Annotated in this window: 16 protein-coding genes; 8 read left to right on the top strand and 8 right to left on the bottom strand. The window is 61.9% G+C overall.

Translation table 11 applies throughout. The features are described from left to right. The first annotated feature begins 13 nt into the window (after nt 1-13). From atpG to AT959_RS17250, 3 genes are read left to right on the top strand one after another with little or no spacing between them, the layout of a single operon-like run. A complete protein-coding gene (atpG, locus tag AT959_RS17260) occupies nt 14-883 on the top strand; it encodes a F0F1 ATP synthase subunit gamma (RefSeq protein ID WP_066885796.1) in 870 nt (289 codons plus the stop codon). Between the two features lie 37 nt (nt 884-920). Continuing rightward, on the top strand, nt 921-2,324 hold the full coding sequence (gene atpD, locus AT959_RS17255; protein ID WP_066885793.1) for a F0F1 ATP synthase subunit beta: 1,404 nt from the start codon (nt 921-923) through the stop codon (nt 2,322-2,324). A gap of 25 nt (nt 2,325-2,349) precedes the next feature. Further along, nucleotides 2,350-2,775: a F0F1 ATP synthase subunit epsilon gene (locus AT959_RS17250; protein WP_066885791.1), complete on the top strand. Its 426-nt coding sequence runs from the start codon at nt 2,350-2,352 to the stop codon at nt 2,773-2,775. Between the two features lie 63 nt (nt 2,776-2,838). Here AT959_RS17250 and AT959_RS17245 read toward each other — a convergent pair whose 3' ends face one another. From AT959_RS17245 to AT959_RS17215, 7 genes are all read right to left on the bottom strand, one after another. Then, a complete protein-coding gene (locus AT959_RS17245) occupies nt 2,839-3,414 on the bottom strand; it encodes a ubiquinone biosynthesis accessory factor UbiJ (RefSeq protein ID WP_083518466.1) in 576 nt (191 codons plus the stop codon). Nucleotides 3,415-3,452: 38 nt separating this feature from the next. Next, nucleotides 3,453-4,190: a bifunctional demethylmenaquinone methyltransferase/2-methoxy-6-polyprenyl-1,4-benzoquinol methylase UbiE gene (ubiE, locus tag AT959_RS17240; protein WP_066885786.1), complete on the bottom strand. Its 738-nt coding sequence runs from the start codon at nt 4,188-4,190 to the stop codon at nt 3,453-3,455. Between the two features lie 4 nt (nt 4,191-4,194). Continuing rightward, nucleotides 4,195-4,617 carry a gamma-butyrobetaine hydroxylase family protein gene (locus AT959_RS17235; RefSeq protein WP_066885783.1) on the bottom strand — a complete coding sequence of 141 codons (423 nt, stop codon included), beginning with the start codon at nt 4,615-4,617 and terminating at the stop codon, nt 4,195-4,197. A gap of 62 nt (nt 4,618-4,679) precedes the next feature. Further along, nucleotides 4,680-6,284 (bottom strand): hypothetical protein, encoded by a 1,605-nt coding sequence (locus AT959_RS17230; RefSeq protein ID WP_066885780.1) that lies wholly within the window; start codon nt 6,282-6,284, stop codon nt 4,680-4,682. Between the two features lie 8 nt (nt 6,285-6,292). After that, complete coding sequence (locus tag AT959_RS17225) at nt 6,293-6,733, bottom strand: HIT family protein (RefSeq protein ID WP_240481870.1); 441 nt, start codon at nt 6,731-6,733, stop codon at nt 6,293-6,295. 110 nt (nt 6,734-6,843) lie between these two features. Continuing rightward, nucleotides 6,844-10,719 (bottom strand): DUF3683 domain-containing protein, encoded by a 3,876-nt coding sequence (locus AT959_RS17220; protein WP_066885773.1) that lies wholly within the window; start codon nt 10,717-10,719, stop codon nt 6,844-6,846. Nucleotides 10,720-10,851: 132 nt separating this feature from the next. Further along, nucleotides 10,852-11,274: a YqaA family protein gene (locus tag AT959_RS17215; RefSeq protein WP_066885771.1), complete on the bottom strand. Its 423-nt coding sequence runs from the start codon at nt 11,272-11,274 to the stop codon at nt 10,852-10,854. A gap of 36 nt (nt 11,275-11,310) precedes the next feature. Between AT959_RS17215 and ilvA the strand changes: the two genes are divergently transcribed. The 5 genes from ilvA (at nt 11,311) to AT959_RS17190 (ending at nt 16,178) form a co-directional block, all read left to right on the top strand. Beyond that, the gene (gene ilvA / locus AT959_RS17210; RefSeq protein WP_066885767.1) at nt 11,311-12,855 is read left to right on the top strand and encodes a threonine ammonia-lyase, biosynthetic; all 1,545 of its coding nucleotides are present in this window, start codon (nt 11,311-11,313) and stop codon (nt 12,853-12,855) included. 181 nt (nt 12,856-13,036) lie between these two features. Beyond that, nucleotides 13,037-13,813, top strand: a complete 777-nt coding sequence (locus AT959_RS17205) for an EAL domain-containing protein (RefSeq protein WP_157651349.1) — start codon at nt 13,037-13,039, stop codon at nt 13,811-13,813. An 18-nt stretch (nt 13,814-13,831) separates the two neighbouring features. Further along, the gene (cysK, locus tag AT959_RS17200; protein WP_066885762.1) at nt 13,832-14,764 is read left to right on the top strand and encodes a cysteine synthase A; all 933 of its coding nucleotides are present in this window, start codon (nt 13,832-13,834) and stop codon (nt 14,762-14,764) included. Continuing rightward, entirely contained in the window at nt 14,761-15,891 is a 1,131-nt protein-coding gene (locus tag AT959_RS17195; RefSeq protein ID WP_066885759.1) for a MalY/PatB family protein, read from the top strand. The genes cysK and AT959_RS17195 overlap by 4 nt, the downstream gene beginning before the upstream one ends. Beyond that, nucleotides 15,888-16,178, top strand: a complete 291-nt coding sequence (locus AT959_RS17190; protein WP_066885757.1) for a hypothetical protein — start codon at nt 15,888-15,890, stop codon at nt 16,176-16,178. The genes AT959_RS17195 and AT959_RS17190 overlap by 4 nt, the downstream gene beginning before the upstream one ends. On the opposite strand, the gene AT959_RS17185 is transcribed toward AT959_RS17190, so the two are convergent. Beyond that, entirely contained in the window at nt 16,159-16,740 is a 582-nt protein-coding gene (locus tag AT959_RS17185; RefSeq protein WP_066885754.1) for a 5-formyltetrahydrofolate cyclo-ligase, read from the bottom strand. The genes AT959_RS17190 and AT959_RS17185 overlap by 20 nt on opposite strands. Between the last annotated feature and the right edge of the window lie 8 nt (nt 16,741-16,748).

The following is a 16,748-nucleotide window of genomic DNA, read 5'->3' as shown; positions in this document are numbered from 1 at the left end:
CTAGGAGAATTGCATGGCTAGCGGCAAGGAAATTCGCAACAAGATCAAGAGCGTAGAAGGTACGCGAAAGATCACCAAGGCCATGGAAATGGTGGCCGCATCCAAAATGCGCAAGGCGCAGGAACGGATGCGTGCTGCCCGTCCTTATGGTGAGAAAATCCGGCGCGTTGCAGGCAATCTGTCGCACGCCCTGACCGAGTACAAGCACCCGTTTCTGACCAAGCGTGAGCAGGCCAACATTGGCATGATTCTCGTCACGTCGGACAAGGGTCTGTGCGGCGGTTTGAACTCCAACCTCTTGCGCCTCGCGGTGATCAAGATGAAGGAATTCGATGCTCAGGGCAAAAAGTTTCAGGCTACCTGCATCGGCAACAAGGGCTTAGGCTTCATGCAACGCGCTGGCGCCAAGGTTGTCTCCAGCGTAATTGGCCTTGGCGACACGCCGCATCTGGAAAAACTCATCGGGCCGGTCAAGGTTCAACTCGACGCCTACATGAATGGCGAGATCGACGCGCTGTACATTGGCTACACCCGCTTCATCAACACGATGAAGCAGGAACCGGTGTTCGAGCAGATTCTTCCCCTTTCCGACGATGCCGTCGGGTCGACCACCAAGTCGAATTCGAGTTGGGATTATGTCTACGAACCCGAAGCCAAGGCCGTTATCGACGATCTTCTGATCCGTTATGTAGAAGCTTTGATTTATCAGGCTGTGGCTGAAAACATGGCCTCCGAGCAATCCGCCCGGATGGTCGCCATGAAGTCTGCATCCGACAACGCCAAGAACGTCATCGGTGAATTGAAGCTGGTCTATAACAAGGCCCGTCAGGCCGCGATTACCAAGGAACTCTCGGAAATCGTAAGCGGTGCAGCCGCCGTCTGACGCAAGCGCGAAGCTTTTAATTATTGGGGATTTGAATATGAGTCAAGGTTCCATCGTTCAGTGCATCGGCGCCGTTGTGGACATCCACTTCCCGCGCGATGCCATGCCGAAGGTGTACGACGCGCTCAAGCTGGATGCTGCCGAAGTCAATGGCATGGCCGAAGAAGGCCTGACCTTTGAAGTTCAGCAACAACTGGGTGACGGCGTAGTTCGCACCATCGCCATGGGTTCATCCGACGGCCTGCGCCGCGGCATGAAAGTAAATAACACCGGTGCCGGCATCTCCGTGCCGGTCGGTATGGGTACGCTGGGTCGCATCATGGACGTCCTCGGCCGTCCGATCGACGAAGCTGGCCCGATTGACAGCAACGAGCTGCGCGAAATCCACGCACCGGCTCCGAAGTTCGACGAGCTGTCCTCTTCCATCGATCTGCTGGAAACCGGCATCAAGGTTATCGACCTGATCTGCCCGTTCGCCAAGGGCGGCAAGGTCGGTCTGTTCGGTGGCGCCGGCGTTGGCAAGACCGTCAACATGATGGAACTGATCAACAACATCGCCAAACAGCACGCCGGTTTGTCCGTGTTTGCTGGCGTCGGTGAACGTACCCGTGAAGGTAACGACTTCTACCACGAAATGAAGGACTCCAACGTTCTCGACAAGGTCGCGATGGTGTTCGGTCAGATGAACGAGCCGCCGGGCAACCGTCTGCGCGTCGCGCTGACTGGTCTGACCATGGCCGAGCGTTTCCGTGACGATGGCCGCGACATTCTGTTCTTCGTCGATAACATCTATCGCTACACGCTGGCTGGTACGGAAGTTTCCGCACTGCTCGGCCGTATGCCTTCCGCCGTGGGCTACCAGCCGACGCTGGCGGAAGAAATGGGCCGTCTGCAAGAGCGGATCACCTCGACCAAGGTTGGCTCGATCACCTCCATCCAAGCCGTTTACGTGCCTGCCGATGACTTGACCGATCCGTCCCCGGCCACCACCTTCCTGCACTTGGACTCCACGGTCGTGCTGTCGCGTGACATCGCTTCGCTGGGTATCTACCCGGCTGTCGACCCGCTCGACTCAACCTCCCGCCAGCTCGACCCGCAGGTCGTTGGTGAAGAGCACTACTCCGTTGCCCGTGCGGTGCAGATGAACCTGCAGCGCTACAAGGAACTGCGCGACATCATCGCAATTCTGGGTATGGACGAACTGTCTCCGGAAGACAAGCTCGCTGTTTCCCGTGCTCGTAAGATCCAGCGTTTCCTGTCGCAGCCGTTCCACGTCGCTGAAGTCTTCACCGGTTCGCCGGGCAAGTTCGTTTCCCTCAAGGACACGATCAAGGGCTTCAAGGGCATTTGCGCCGGTGAATACGATCACCTGCCGGAACAAGCGTTCTACATGGTTGGCGGTATCGAGGAAGTCATCGAAAAGGCCAAGACGCTGCAGTAATGCAGCCTCAGCATAGGAGCCAGCGATGGTTATGACTGTTCATTGTGATGTCGTCAGCGCCGAGGAGTCCATCTTCTCCGGCCTGGTCGAAATGGCGGTGTTTCCCGGTGAAGCCGGGGAACTCGGCATTCTGCCGCACCATACGCCCTTGCTCACCCGCATCAAGCCCGGCACCATTCGTCTGAAGGTGCAGGATCAAAGCGAATTTGAGCTGGTCTATGTATCCGGTGGCATGCTGGAAGTTCAGCCTGACATGATTACCGTGCTGGCCGATACGGCCATCCGGGCGCATGATCTGGATGAAGCCAAGGCACTCGAAGCCAAAAAGCGGGCCGAAGAAGCTCTTGCCAATCGGCAGGCTGAAGTCGACTACGCTGCTGCAGAAGCTGAACTGGCTCAGGCCATCGCCCAGCTTCAGGCTATCCAGCGCCTGCGCAAGTCGGTTCACTGAGTCTGTTTCATGGACGCAAAAAGGGCAGCCTAGGCTGCCCTTTTTATTTGTCCGCGTTAGCCGTCAAAGAGCGGCCAGTCTTTTCTCGAATCGGGCGACCGCATCACGCAAGACATCGACTTCGCGGATGAAGGCTGCGACTTCGCGCGGTGGCGGCAGCGAATCGGAGTCTTCGGTTAAATACTCGACTATGTTTTGCGTCGCTTTGCTGGCGGATTCCCTGGTTACCGAAAACACTTTCTGGCGGAGTCTTTCAAGGCGGTATGCCGGTATATCCCCGACATACGCCGCCAAATCTGCTTCGATATCCCAGTGCAAATTGCGAAAAACAAAAGCCAGGGTCTCCGCAAAATCAATGGAACCCGATAATCTGGCCGCTTGAAAGACAGCATCTTTATCAAGCAGTAGTTTGGCCGGTGTGTCCGCCGGCAGATTCACGGTTACCGCGACCGGTTCTTTTGGGGAGCCGGCGGCAAAGAAACCACGACTATCAACGACCAGGTAGATATCCAGCCCCCCCGCGCGGATCAGGGTCTGCTTGCCATCAAATGGACGCAGCCGTTCCGAAGCCCACGTCTCATTCTGAATCAGGTGATTCAGAATGCGGGGCAGGAGGCGTTCAAACGGTATCGTCAGCAAGAAATCACCTACAGCGATATTCGGCGAACAGCGTGGATTCAGAACTTATACCCACGATGCAGGGCGACCACCCCGAATGCCATGTTGAAAAATTCGACTTTTTCAAAACCGACGTCTTCCATCATGCCCTTCAATTCTTCCTGGCTCGGGTGCACCCGGATTGATTCGGAAAGATAGCGATAGCTATCGGAATCGTTGGTGACCAGCTTGCCGACCCGCGGAATGACCTGGAAAGAATAGAAGTCGTAAACCGGTGCCAGCGGCTTCCAGACTTTGGAAAACTCCAGCACCAGCAGGCGCCCGCCCGGGCGCAGCACACGATACATTTCGGCCAGCGCGCCATCCTTGTGTGTCATGTTGCGCAAACCGAAGGCGACAGTGACACAATCAAAGTAATCGTCCGGGAAAGGCAGCTTCTCAGCATCGCACTGCGCGGCCGGCACCATGTAGCCCTTGTCGAGCAAGCGATCACGCCCGCGAGCCAGCATAGCGTTGTTGATATCGGTGAGCCAGACCTCGCCGCTCTTGCCGACGCGCTTGGCGAAGGCCAGCGACAGGTCGCCGGTACCACCGGCCACATCGAGCACCCGGGAGCCTTCACGGACACCGCTGCGCTGAATGGTAAAGGCCTTCCACAGGCGATGCATGCCCCCCGACATCAAGTCGTTCATCAGGTCATAGCGACTGGCTACCGAGTCGAAAACATCGGCAACACGCCGTGCTTTTTCCTGTTCGGCGACCGTTTCAAAGCCAAAATGGGTTTTATCGTGGTTCATGGTATCAATGATGATGGCCGCAGCTGCCGCCGGCAGCAGGGCGCGATGTCGTATCTATGTCACGCGACAGACCTTGCCCCTCAATCTGCTCAAGATAGGCCTGCCATAGCTCGTCGTGGTGGGCGCCCAGGTTATAAAGCAAGTCCCACGAATACAGGCCGCTGTCGTGACCATCGGAAAAAACGAAACGCAACGCGTAGGTGCCGACTGGCTCGACGCGTTCAATCTCGACATTCCGCTTGCCGGTCTGCAGCGTTTCCTGACCTGGGCCATGCCCCCGCGCTTCGGCCGAAGGAGTGTACACACGCAAGTATTCGAAATCCAGCTTGAAACTTTCACCGCTCTCGTAGGAAATCTCCAGCATGCGCGATTTCTGATGCAATTTGATTTCGCTCGGAATCGGTGTATCCCGATCAATACCAGCCATAATTTCCTCCAGAATAAGGGCGCTAGTTTAGCGCACTCGTTCCGCTCTGGCGGCAAGATAGGTCAAAGAGGATCGTAGCTGACCCGGTCGAAATCGAGCCCACGCTGCTGGATGTGCTTCAATCGCACCTGCCAGTGTGCCTCGCCGTTAAATACGTCGAGGACCCGACTGGCCTGGTACATCCCGACCGGAATGACGATCGAGCCAGCTTCGTGAATCGCCGGTACCGCCGGCAACAGGAAGGCCCGTACGAAATCCTCCCCACCGGAGGCGCTGGTCGCCGCATAGCGTACCCCGACCCCGCTCGGCATGCCCGGCAGGCTGGCGACGCCGACGATCAGGCCACCACTCTCTTCCTGCATCAACCAACTGGCCTGAACGAGCAGGAAATGCTCACCATCGTGCGGGCAGACAGCCATCAACTGGCCGTGCGCCAGCTTTTGGCCGGCGCCGCTGCGGGCCAGGCGAAAACCATTGGCGGAATGGTTGATGACCGACCATTCATCAATGGGAAAGCTGATGCTGGGCTTGATGCTTAAGGCCTGGCCGGGCTCGGCCCGGTCGCGGAAGGTAAATAGCTGGTCGAAATCACCCCGCGAATAGGCACTTGCCGAATCCGGCTGAGTGAATTCACGCCCGGTCACCGAGAAATGAATCGCCTCCAGACCCGTCGCCACCCGGGCGATCCCGGTCGTCGGAAAGCGCCGGAATCGCCGGGGCGAAGCCAATTGGCTCCATGGCCGGGAAAGATGCTCGAGCAACTGGATGACATGGCTGCTGGTTTCTTCCCCCAGACCAAGCTGGGACGGCGTGATGCGCTGGTGCAACTGGCTGAGCAGGTGATTGATCTGCAAGCCCAGACGCGTCGTATCAAGACGGCGGGCATCGCTACCCGGCTCATCAGCCGCCGCGCTTGGATGCAAGGGGGCATCCTTCATCAATTCGACGATGTAGGGTGGAATATTCGGCTCGTCGTCGAGTCGGTGCAGTGAAATCAGTGGCGCCCACAGGCCGGCCCAACGCCGAATCAAGTTCAGGTTGCGGACGCTGTTGCTGTACGGGCTGGCCAGATCGATCAGCAACAGGGTGGCGTAGGCTGCGGCACAGTGCGTCGCCTGCAAGTTGTTTTCCAGGACATCCTCGACGGGCAAACAGGCAACCCCCCATTCTTCGGCGGTCTCGTAATAGCCATGCAATTCCATCCAGATACCGGCCGGCAACTCGCGGCGAGCGCGGTAATGCTCGAGGATGATCATCCCCGTGTAGTAGAGGCAGCGATGCAGGATGGTCGCCATCAATGACGCGTACTGCGTGTTGGCGGCGTCCGGTTCCTCCAGGCGCGCGCACAGCGCATAGGCCTTGCTGGTCTTGCGCCAGACGGCGACCACCTGCTCGAAAGACGCCTCTTCGTCATCGCTCAGGGCGAGTGGCTTGTTGTGATAGCGCCGCGCCATTTCTTCTTCGACGAAACACATCGGTACCCGTGCCTGTTCCAGCAACGCAAACAACACGCCGGGATCCGGCGGCTCCACCAGCAGGCTATCGAGCAGGCGGATCAGTTGCTGCTCGGCGGCCAGCGGGTTGGCCAGCGGCAGTTGGGCCAGCAGGTTAGCCCCGGTTTGCAGATCGCGAATCGAGAGTTCGCTTGCCCTGAAGTTATCGTTCATGGGGTTCCCTATTGCGTACTGCCGCCAAGCGCCCGGGACAGGGCGTCGGCCAGGGTGGCATCATCAACCGTCGGCGCCCCCGGCCGACCTTCACGCTGCACGGTGCCCCAGATCGGCTCGGGAAAATGGCGGTCTTCCTGCCAGCGCGGAATGACATGCCAGTGCACATGCGGCACGACATTGCCAAAACTGGCCAGGTTGATCTTGTCCGGCGCGAACAGGCTTCTGATGACCCCCTCGACGGCGAAGACGACATCCATCAGGCTGCGCCGCTCGCCGGCATCAAGGTCGGTCATCTCACGGATGTGGGCCGTCCAGATGACCCGACAAAAGCCCGGGTAGTTGGGATCCGCGACGCGCACCACCCGGCAGACCGGTGACTCCCAGAGCACCGTGCCGCCGCTTGAAACGCAAAGTTCACATGATTTGGAATTGGCGCCATTTGCCACGTTCAAAGCTCCGGTCATTTTTTTCTAGCATTACACCGGAACCTTAATAGCGCAACCGCGGCCGTGAATCCAGCAAGAAATTCACGGCCGGCGATTAAAAACCGTTGCGATCAGAGCAAAACGCGCTCGATCCCGCCGTTATTGGCGCGGTCAACATACTGTGCGGCCCAATTTTCACCAAGCAGGTACTTGGCCATCTCGACCACGATGTAGTCGGCCTTGGTATCGGCGTCGTCCTCGTAGCGCGACAGACCCTGCAAGCAGGCCGGGCAGGAGGTCAGGATCTTGACGTCGCCCTTGAAGCCATCGGCCCGCAGCGCGGCGGCCTGGGTCTCGATATCTTCCTGCTTGCGGAATTTGACCTGGGTCGCGATATCCGGGCGGGAGTAGGCAAAGGAGCCGGCATCGCCACAGCAGCGGTCGGTCAGCGGCACCTCCTGGCCCATCAGCGCCTTGGTCACCGCCAGCGGCGCGTAGGTCTTGATCGGCGTATGGCAGGGATCGTGATACATGTAGCGCGTCCCCTCAACGCCATTCAGCTTGACGCCCTTTTCCATCAAATACTCATGGATGTCGAGCAGGCGGCAGCCCGGGAAGATCTTCTCGAACTGGTACTTCTGCAGTTGATCCATGCAGGTACCGCAGGAGACGATCACCGTCTTGATGTCGAGGTAGTTCAGGGTATTGGCGACGCGATGGAAGAGCACGCGATTGTCGGTGGTGATCTTCTGGCCCTTGTCCTCATCCCCGGAAGCGTTCTGCGGGTAGCCGCAGCACAGGTAGCCCGGCGGCAACACCGTCGTCGCACCGATTTCGTAGAGCATAGCCTGGGTGGCCAGGCCGACCTGCGAGAAGAGCCGTTCCGAACCGCAACCCGGGAAGTAGAAAACGGCATCGGATTCTTCGGTCGTCTTCTTCGGATTGCGGATGACCGGGATGACCTTGTCGTCCTCGATATCGAGCAGGGCGCGCGAGGTCCGCTTGGGCAGGTTGCCCGGCATCGGCCGGTTCAGGAAGTGGATGATCTGCGTCTTGACCGTCGGCGCGCCGACCGTGGCCGGCGGATGGGCCCGCGTTTCGCGGACCAGGCCGAGCGTCTTGACGGCCTTGTAGGCCAGGCGCTGCGCCTTGAAGCCGAAGTCCATCATGACGCCGCGCATCAGCTTGATGGTCGCCGGATCCTTCAGGTTCAGGTAGGTCATCGCCGCGGCAGTACCCGGGCTGAAGCGCTTTTTCTCCTGCTTGCGCAGGAAATTACGCATGGCGACGGAAACATCGCCGAAATCGATGTCGACCGGACAGGGTTTGACGCAACGATGGCAGACCGTGCAATGGTCGGCGACGTCGTTGAATTCGTCGAAATGCTTCAGCGAAATGCCGCGCCGGGTCTGTTCTTCGTAGAGGAAGGCCTCGACCAGCAGCGACGTGGCGAGAATCTTGTTGCGCGGGCTGTACAACAGGTTGGCCCGTGGCACGTGCGTCGAGCAGACCGGCTTGCATTTGCCGCAACGCAGGCAGTCCTTGACCATATCGGAAATCTTGCCGATTTCGGACTGCTCCATGATCAGCGACTCGGTGCCCAGCAGACTGAACGATGGCGTGTAGGCGTTGCCGAGATCGCCATGCGGCATCAGCTTGCCCTTGTTGAAGCGGCCTTCCGGATCGACCTTCTGCTTGTAGGCGCGGAAGGGGGCCAGTTCGGCTTCGCTCAGGAACTCCAGCTTGGTGATGCCGATGCCGTGTTCGCCGGAAATGACGCCATCCAGCGAGCGGGCGAGATGCATGATGCGCTCGACCGCCTTGTTGGCCGTCTGCAGCATCTCGTAATTGTCGGAATTGACCGGGATGTTGGTATGCACGTTGCCGTCGCCGGCGTGCATGTGCAGTGCGACGAAGACGCGGCCGCGCAGCACTTCCTTGTGGATGGCCTCGATCCGCTCGACGATCGGGCGATAGACCCCGCCGTCGAAAATCTTGATCAGGCGGGCATGCAGTTCCTGCTTCCAGGAAGTGCGCACCGAATAGTCCTGCAGACGGTGGAACAGCTTCGGATTGGCCGCCTTGTTGGTCAGTTCGCCGGCCTGTACGCCGTAGGACGCAAAGCGCGACTCGGCCTCGGCCAGCGGCAGGTCGAGATTCTCCAGCAACCATTCCCAGCGCAGGCGAACTGCGTTCACGTAATCGAGCGCGGCCTGCCGGCGATCGCCGATCAAGACCTCGGAGTCGATCGTCGTATCGCCGCGGTGCAGGGGCAGGTCACCCTTGAGGAATTCGCTGACCGCGTCGCACAAGGCCAGCTTGTTCTGCGTGGACAGCTCGATATTGATGCGTTCGATCCCATCGCAATAGTCGCCCATGCGCGGCAGCGGGATGACCACGTCTTCATTGACCTTGAAGGCGTTAGTGTGACGGGAAATAGCCGCCGTCCGCGAACGGTCGAGCCAGAATTTCTTGCGCGTTTCGGCGTTGACCGCAATGAAGCCTTCCGCCGCGCGCAGGTTGCACATGCGGACGACTTCGGAAGCAGCCGCCATCACGGCATTTTCGTCGTGACCGACGAGATCGCCGAGCAGCACCATTTTCGGCCGACCGTGGCGCTTGGCCTTGGTCGCGTAGCCGACTGCCTTGACGTAGCGCTCGTCGAGATGCTCAAGGCCGGCCAACTGGACGCCGGCCGCCAGACCGGCGCCGCCCGGCTTGAAGTAGTCGGTGATTTCGACGATGGCGGGGACCGCTTCGCGGACCTGACCGAAGAATTCGAGACAGACCGTGCGCACCACCGGCGGCATCTTGTGCAGCACCCAGCGGGCAGCGACGATCAGGCCGTCGGTACCTTCCTTCTGGACGCCGGGCACGCCGCCCAGGAACTTGTCGGTAACGTCCTTGCCGAGGCCGACCTTGCGGCAGGCGGCACCGGCGATGCTGAGGATTTCCTCGCCGAGCAGTTTCTTGCCGCTCGGATCGAAACGCTTCAGGCGGAACTCGACCTTCTCCTGCTCGTGGATCTTGCCGTAGTTGTGGTTGAGGCGTTCGACTTCCAGCCAGTTGCCGTCCGGATCGACCATCTTCCACCAGGCCAGGTTGTCGAGCGCGGTACCCCACAACACGGCCTTCTTGCCGCCGGCATTCATCGCGATATTGCCGCCGATGCAGGAGGCGCTGGCCGAGGTCGGGTCAACGGCAAAGACGCGGCCGGCGGCCGAGGCGGCTTCCGCAACGCGTTCGGTGACGACGCCGGCACCGGTGCGAATGGTCGCGTAGGGCGCCGTATGGCCGGGCAGCACGATTTCCTCGACCGGGCCGATGTCGATCAGCTTTTCGGTATTGATCACCGCCGAGCGCGGCGTCAGCGGCACGGCGCCGCCGGTGTAGCCGGTGCCGCCGCCGCGCGGGATGATGGTCAGGCCAGCTTCGATGCAACCGCGGACGAGATGGCCGATTTCCTCTTCGGTATCCGGGTAGAGGACGACGAAGGGGTACTCGACGCGCCAGTCGGTGGCGTCGGTGACATGCGAGACACGGGCCAGGCCATCGAACGCAATGTTGTCCTTGCGCGTGTGCTTGCCGAGAATTTTCTGGACCTTGCGGCGCAGGTCATGCGTTTCACCGAAGCGCTCGGCAAAACGGTTCACCGCATCGCGCGCCGCATCGACCAGCCGCTTGACCTTGGCGGCGCGTTCCGGACCTTCGTTTTCCGTTGCCTCGCGGCGCTTTTCCACTTCGGAAAGACGGTGGTGCAGGGCATTGACCAGCGCCTCGCGGCGCTCGCGGTTGGCCAGCAGATCGTCTTCCAAATAGGGGTTACGCTGCACGACCCAGATATCGCCCAGCACCTCGTAGAGCATGCGTGCCGAACGGCCGGTGACGCGCTCGGCGCGGAGCTCGTCGAGCACGGCCCAATTGTCGGCGCCGAGCAGGCGGATAACGATCTCGCGATCGGAAAACGAAGTGTAGTTGTAAGGTATTTCGCGCAGGCGGGCAGTCATGGAAGCAGCCGGGGTCCGTCAAAAGATAAATTTTAGCGTATTGCAGCGCAACACGTCGGCAGAGATAGACTCTGCGAACTTGGCAAAGGTTCAGCCTGCTGCCGCCAAAGAGTGAAGCGATCCCTGCTGCAGTTAATTCAGCGCCGACTGGGCGACCAGCCAGTAACGGACGAATTTGCCGAGCGCCATGAACAGACAGCACGGCAGCCAGTGCAGCCGCAGCCAGCCGGCAGCCAGACACAACGCGTCACCAATCAGCGGCGCCCAGGCCAGCAGCAGGGCCGGGCTGCCCCAGCGTTCGAGTTTTTCCTTGTGCGGCAAGCGCTCCAGCCTTTGCCAGCGGGGCAGGTAGCGGCCGCACCACCAGGAGGTCATGCCGCCCGCCGTATTGCCAACGGTGACAAGGAGCAGGGCGGCCCCGTATTCACCGGGATGCAGCTTCAGAAAACCCCAGAGCAGGGCTTCGGAACCGCCGGGCAGCACCGTGGCCGACAGGAAACTGGCAGCCAGCAAGCCCCAAAGCCCGCTTTCCGCCGTGACGTTTAGCCACTCCACCCGTAGAATCCCCCTTTTGCCTTTAAGAATCGCGCCATGCACCCCGATTATCTCGAAAAAGTTCTCAACGCACAGGTTTACGACGTGGCGATCGAAACGCCGCTCGAACTGGCTGGCAACCTTTCCGCCCGAGTCGGCAACAAGATCATTCTTAAGCGCGAAGACATGCAGCCGGTGTTCTCCTTCAAGCTGCGCGGCGCCTACAACAAGATCGCCAGCCTGTCGGCCGAAAAGCTGAAGCGCGGCGTCATCTGCGCCTCGGCCGGCAACCACGCCCAGGGCGTCGCGCTGTCGGCGGCCAAGGTCGGCTGTCGGGCGGTCATCGTCATGCCGACCTCGACGCCGGGCATCAAGATCGACGCGGTCAAACGGCGCGGCGGCGAAGTCGTGCTATTCGGCGACTCTTTCGACGACTCCTACGCCCATGCGCTGGAGCTGGAAAAATCCGAGAAGCTGACCTTCGTGCATCCGTTCGACGATCCGGAAGTGATCGCCGGGCAGGGCACCGTGGCGATGGAAATCCTGCGCCAGCATTCGCGCCACAATGGCCCGATCCATGCCGTGTTCTGCGCCATCGGCGGCGGTGGTCTGGCGGCCGGGGTGGCCGCCTACATCAAGCGCCTGCGCCCGGACGTCAAGGTGATCGGGGTCGAGACTTTCGACGCCGATGCGATGAAACAGTCGCTGGCCGCCGGCAAGCGGGTGCGCCTCGACCAGGTCGGTCTGTTCGCCGACGGCACCGCCGTCAAGCTGGTCGGCGAGGAAACCTTCCGGCTGTGCAAGGAATACCTCGACGAAGTCATCCTGGTCGACTCCGACGCCATCTGCGCCGCGATCAAGGACGTTTTTGAGGACACCCGCTCCATCCTCGAACCCTCCGGCGCGCTGGCCGTCGCCGGCGCCAAGGAATACGCCCGCCAGCACAAGCTGAAGGACAAGAACCTGGTCGCCGTGACCTCCGGCGCCAACATGAATTTCGACCGCCTGCGCTTCGTCGCCGAGCGCGCCGAATTCGGCGAGCAGCGTGAAGCGGTGTTCGCCGTGACGCTGCCCGAGAAGCCGGGCGCCTACAAGAAGTTCCTCGGCCTGATCGGCAAGCGCAACGTCACCGAATTCAACTACCGCTACCACACGGCTAGCGAGGCCCATGTTTTTGTCGGTGTCCAGGTGGTCGACCGCAAGGAATCGCTGAAGCTGGTCGATAGCCTGCAGAAACACGGCTACCCGACGCTCGACCTCACCGACGACGAGATGGCCAAGAACCATATCCGGCACATGGTCGGCGGCCATGCCCCAGCCGCCTGCGAAGCGGAACAAAACGGCGGCCTGCGCGAACTGCTCTACCGCTTCGAATTTCCGGAACGGCCGGGCGCGCTGATGAATTTCCTGACCCAGATGAGCGCCGGCTGGAACATCAGCCTGTTCCATTACCGCAACCACGGTGCCGACTACGGCCGCGTGCTGGTCGGCATGCAGGTGCCGCCGGGCGAGATGAGCGAGTTCCGGAACTTCCTGACCAAGCTCGGCTACGCCCACTGGGATGAGAGCGACAACCCGGTCTACAAGCTCTTCCTCGGCTAATCGGCTTTGCTTATATTTTTGTAAGAATCAATTCTTTTACAGAATAAGGCACGCTCCCTAGACTCCGGTCATCGCGCTTTCTGGCGCAGCTTGACCGGAGTTTTTTCATGCGCAAAATTGCCTTTTCTGCGGTGTCGACCGCAGGACCCGCCCTTTTCATCTGAAGCGCCAGGGGAAGATGATGCCGCTGGGCGACCTGATCCGTTATTTCAATACCGCCGACAGCTCCGGCGACAGCAGCCTCTACCCGGCCGGCGAACGGGCCGCTGCCTGGCACCGCGGCTTGCGCCTGGGGTCGCTGTTCGAGCCGATTGTCGATCTGGCGCAGGAACGCATCGTCGGCCACCGGGCGGTGCTGGCCGCCCGCCATGAGGACGGCACGCCAGTCAGCGCCGAGGCCGCCTATGCTGCATGCGAAAGCGCCGAAGCGATCGTCCATTTCGACCGCCTGTGCCGCACCCTGCATGCCCTCAATTTCCTCGCCCAGCGCCGCTACGCCGGCGGCTACCTGCAACTGGCCATCCACCCGCGCCACCTGCTGGCCGTGCCGAACCAGCACGGCCTGGTCTACGAGGCCATCCTGAAACGCTGCGGCCTGGCCCCGGAGGATATCGTGCTCGAGTTTTCTGCCAGCCAGCTCGGCAGCGACCCGCACCGGCTCGCCGCGCTCGGCAACTACCGTCGACGCGGCTACCGGCTGGCCCTGCGCCAGCCGGATTCGGCAACCGATCTGGCCGCCGTCGGCGAACTGCAGCCGGAAATCATCCAGCTCGCCAGCAGCGAATCCGCCAGTGGCCTGAGCGGCAATGCGCGCGAACTGGCCGGCATCGATACGGTGGCCGATCTGGCCCGGGCCAGGGCGGCCGCGATCGATCTCGGGCGGGGTGCGCTGTTCGGCGCGCCGCAAAGCGAGTGCAGACCTACCCACAGCAAGCACGGAGTCGCCTACAATTCCTGATCTTCATCAGGAGCCGCCATGAAAATCGCCAACAACGTTACCGAACTGGTCGGCAACACGCCGCTGGTCAAGCTCAACCGCGTCACCGAGGGCGCCGGCGCCACCGTCGTCGCCAAACTCGAATTCTTCAATCCCGGGCACAGCGTCAAGGACCGCATCGCGGTCGCCATGCTCGACGCCGCCCAAGCGGCCGGCAAGATCGGGCCGGATACCGTCGTCCTCGAGCCGACCTCCGGCAATACCGGCATCGGCCTGGCCATGGTCTGTGCAGCGCGCGGCATCAAGTGCGCCTTCACCATGCCGGAAACGATGAGCCGCGAGCGCAAGCTGCTGCTCAAGGCCTATGGCGCCGAACTGATCCTGACCCCGGGCCCGGACGGCATGGGCGGTGCGATCGCCAAGGCCAAAGCGCTGGCCGAGGCTGACCCGAAATACTTCATCCCGCAGCAGTTTGAAAATCCGGCCAATCCAGCCGTGCACCGCAGCACTACCGCCGAGGAGATCTGGCGCGACACCGATGGCCAGGTCGACATCTTCGTCGCCGGCGTCGGCACCGGCGGCACCGTGACCGGGGTGGGCGAAGTACTGAAGGCCCGCAAGCCGGGGGTCCAGATCGTCGCCGTCGAACCCGATGCCTCGCCGGTACTGTCCGGCGGCGCCAAGGGGCCGCACCCGATCCAGGGCATCGGCGCCGGCTTCGTGCCGGGCGTGCTCAATACCCAGATCTACGACGAAGTGATCCGCGTCAAGAATGACGACGCCTTCGCCATTGCCCGCCGCATGGCGACGGAAGAGGGCTTGCTGGTCGGTATTTCCTCCGGTGCCGCCACCTGGGCCGCGCTCGAACTGGCCAAGCGCCCGGAAAACGCCGGCAAGCTGATCGTCGTCGTCATTCCATCGTTCGGCGAACGCTATCTGTCCACCGCCCTGTATCAGCACCTCGAAGTTTGAGCCGCTTCGACCAGCCGATCGACCGGCGCCATACCGACTCCATCAAATGGGGCAAGTACGCCGGTCGTGACATCCTGCCGCTGTGGGTGGCGGACATGGACTTCGCCGCGCCGCCCCCGGTCATCGCCGCCCTGCACCAGCGCATCGAGCAAGGGGTTTTTGGCTACGGCCACCCCTGGCCGTCGCTGGAAGAGTCAGTGCTTACTCACCTCAAAAATGAGTATGACTGGTCAATTGAGCGCGACTGGATCGTCTGGCTGCCGGGCCTGGTCAGCGGCCTGAACATCGCCTGCCGGGCGGTCGACGGCGAGGTGCTGACGGCGACGCCGATCTACCCGCCGTTTCTGTCGGCCCCACGGCTGTCCGGCCGCCAACTGAACCGGGTCGAACTGGCCAACGTTGACGGCCGCTGGCAATGGGACAAAATTGCCCTGGAGCAGGCGTCGACCGCAGCCACCCGCCTGTTCCTGCTCTGCCACCCGCACAACCCGGTCGGCCGCTGCTGGAGCCGGGCAGAACTGCTCGACCTGGCGGCTTTCGCCGCCGCCAACGAGTTGGTTGTCTGTTCCGACGAAATCCACTGCGGCCTGATTCTCGACGCCGACCAACGCCACATCCCGTTCGCCAGCCTGTCGCCGGATGCAGCCCAGCGCAGCATCACGCTGATGGCACCGTCGAAGACCTTCAACATTCCCGGCCTCGGCTGCGCCTTCGCGATCATTCCCGACCCGCAATTGCGCCGGCGTTTCCGGCAGGCGATGGACGGCATCGTGCCGCACGCCAACGTGCTCGGCCTCGCCGCCTGCGAAGCCGCCTACCGCGACTGCACCGACTGGCACCGCGAGTTGATCGCCTACCTTGCCGGCAACCGCGACCTGGTGAGAGCTGCGGTCGACGCAATCAGCGGGGTAAAAGTGAACCCGATCGAAGCGACCTACCTGGCCTGGATCGATGTGCGCGGCCTCGGCCTCGCCCAACCGGCCGCCCACTTCGAAGCACACGGTCTCGGCCTCTCCGACGGCGCCGATTTCGGGGCGCCGGGCTGGTTGCGGCTGAATTTCGGCTGCCCGCGCAGCACCCTCGAAGCTGCCCTCAAACGTTTCTTGACCACCTGCGCCGCCGCATGAATCCCTTCAGCCTGAGCATCTGGTCCCTGATCGGCGCCATGCTCGCCCAATCCATCGTCAGCGGTCTGGCCATCGAACTCTTTCTGCGTAAGGCGGCCGCGGCCAGCCAGCGCCGTTCCTGGCTGGCGGTCGCCATCGGCTCGACCCTGCTCGCGCTGCTCCACGGCTACACGCTGGAACTGGCCCTGCGCACCGGCCTCTACGACCTGCGGCAAGCGGTTCTCGCCGGGCTCAGCGCCGGCCTCTTCGCGCTCGGCATCTACGGCATCAGGCGGCAGACGGTCTGAAGGCGCCGGCCTCGGTAACGATCCAGTCCAGCCGCTGATCGTGGCTTTCCGGTCGGATGCTGGCCAGCCGGTTGACCTCGAAACCGACGCCGACCGCCAGCGGGCGAGGGGAGAGCGCCGCCAGCGTACGGTCGAAATAGCCGCCGCCGTAACCCAGGCGATAGCCGGCCGCATCGAAACCGTTGAGCGGCAACAGGATCAGGTCCGGCGTCACCCAGTCACCGCTGACCGGGGTCGGGATGCCGTAACGATCCGGTGCCAGCGTCGTCCCGCTCTCCCAAATCCGGAAAGCCAGCGCCGCATTCTCGGCAACGACAACCGGCAAGGCGGCCTGCGCGCCGGCGGCCGCCCAGTGCGCGACAATCGCCCGCACATCCGGCTCATGCTTAATCGGCCAGCAAAAGGCGGCAATCCGCGGCACCGGCAAGCTCGCCCCCAAATGCCCGACGATGCGCGCCGACAGGGCGGCATGCGCCGCATCGTCGAGCCCCGCCCGGCGCGCAACCATCTCACGCCGCAACGCCCGTCGCCAGCCCGTGTTATCCTCGATCAGCTCAGTCATCCGCCAAA

This window comes from Dechloromonas denitrificans (assembly GCF_001551835.1).
Taxonomy (GTDB): Bacteria; Pseudomonadota; Gammaproteobacteria; order Burkholderiales; family Rhodocyclaceae; genus Azonexus; species Azonexus denitrificans.
Note: the sequence above shows the minus strand (reverse complement) of the source record. Positions and strands in the feature narration are given on the sequence as shown.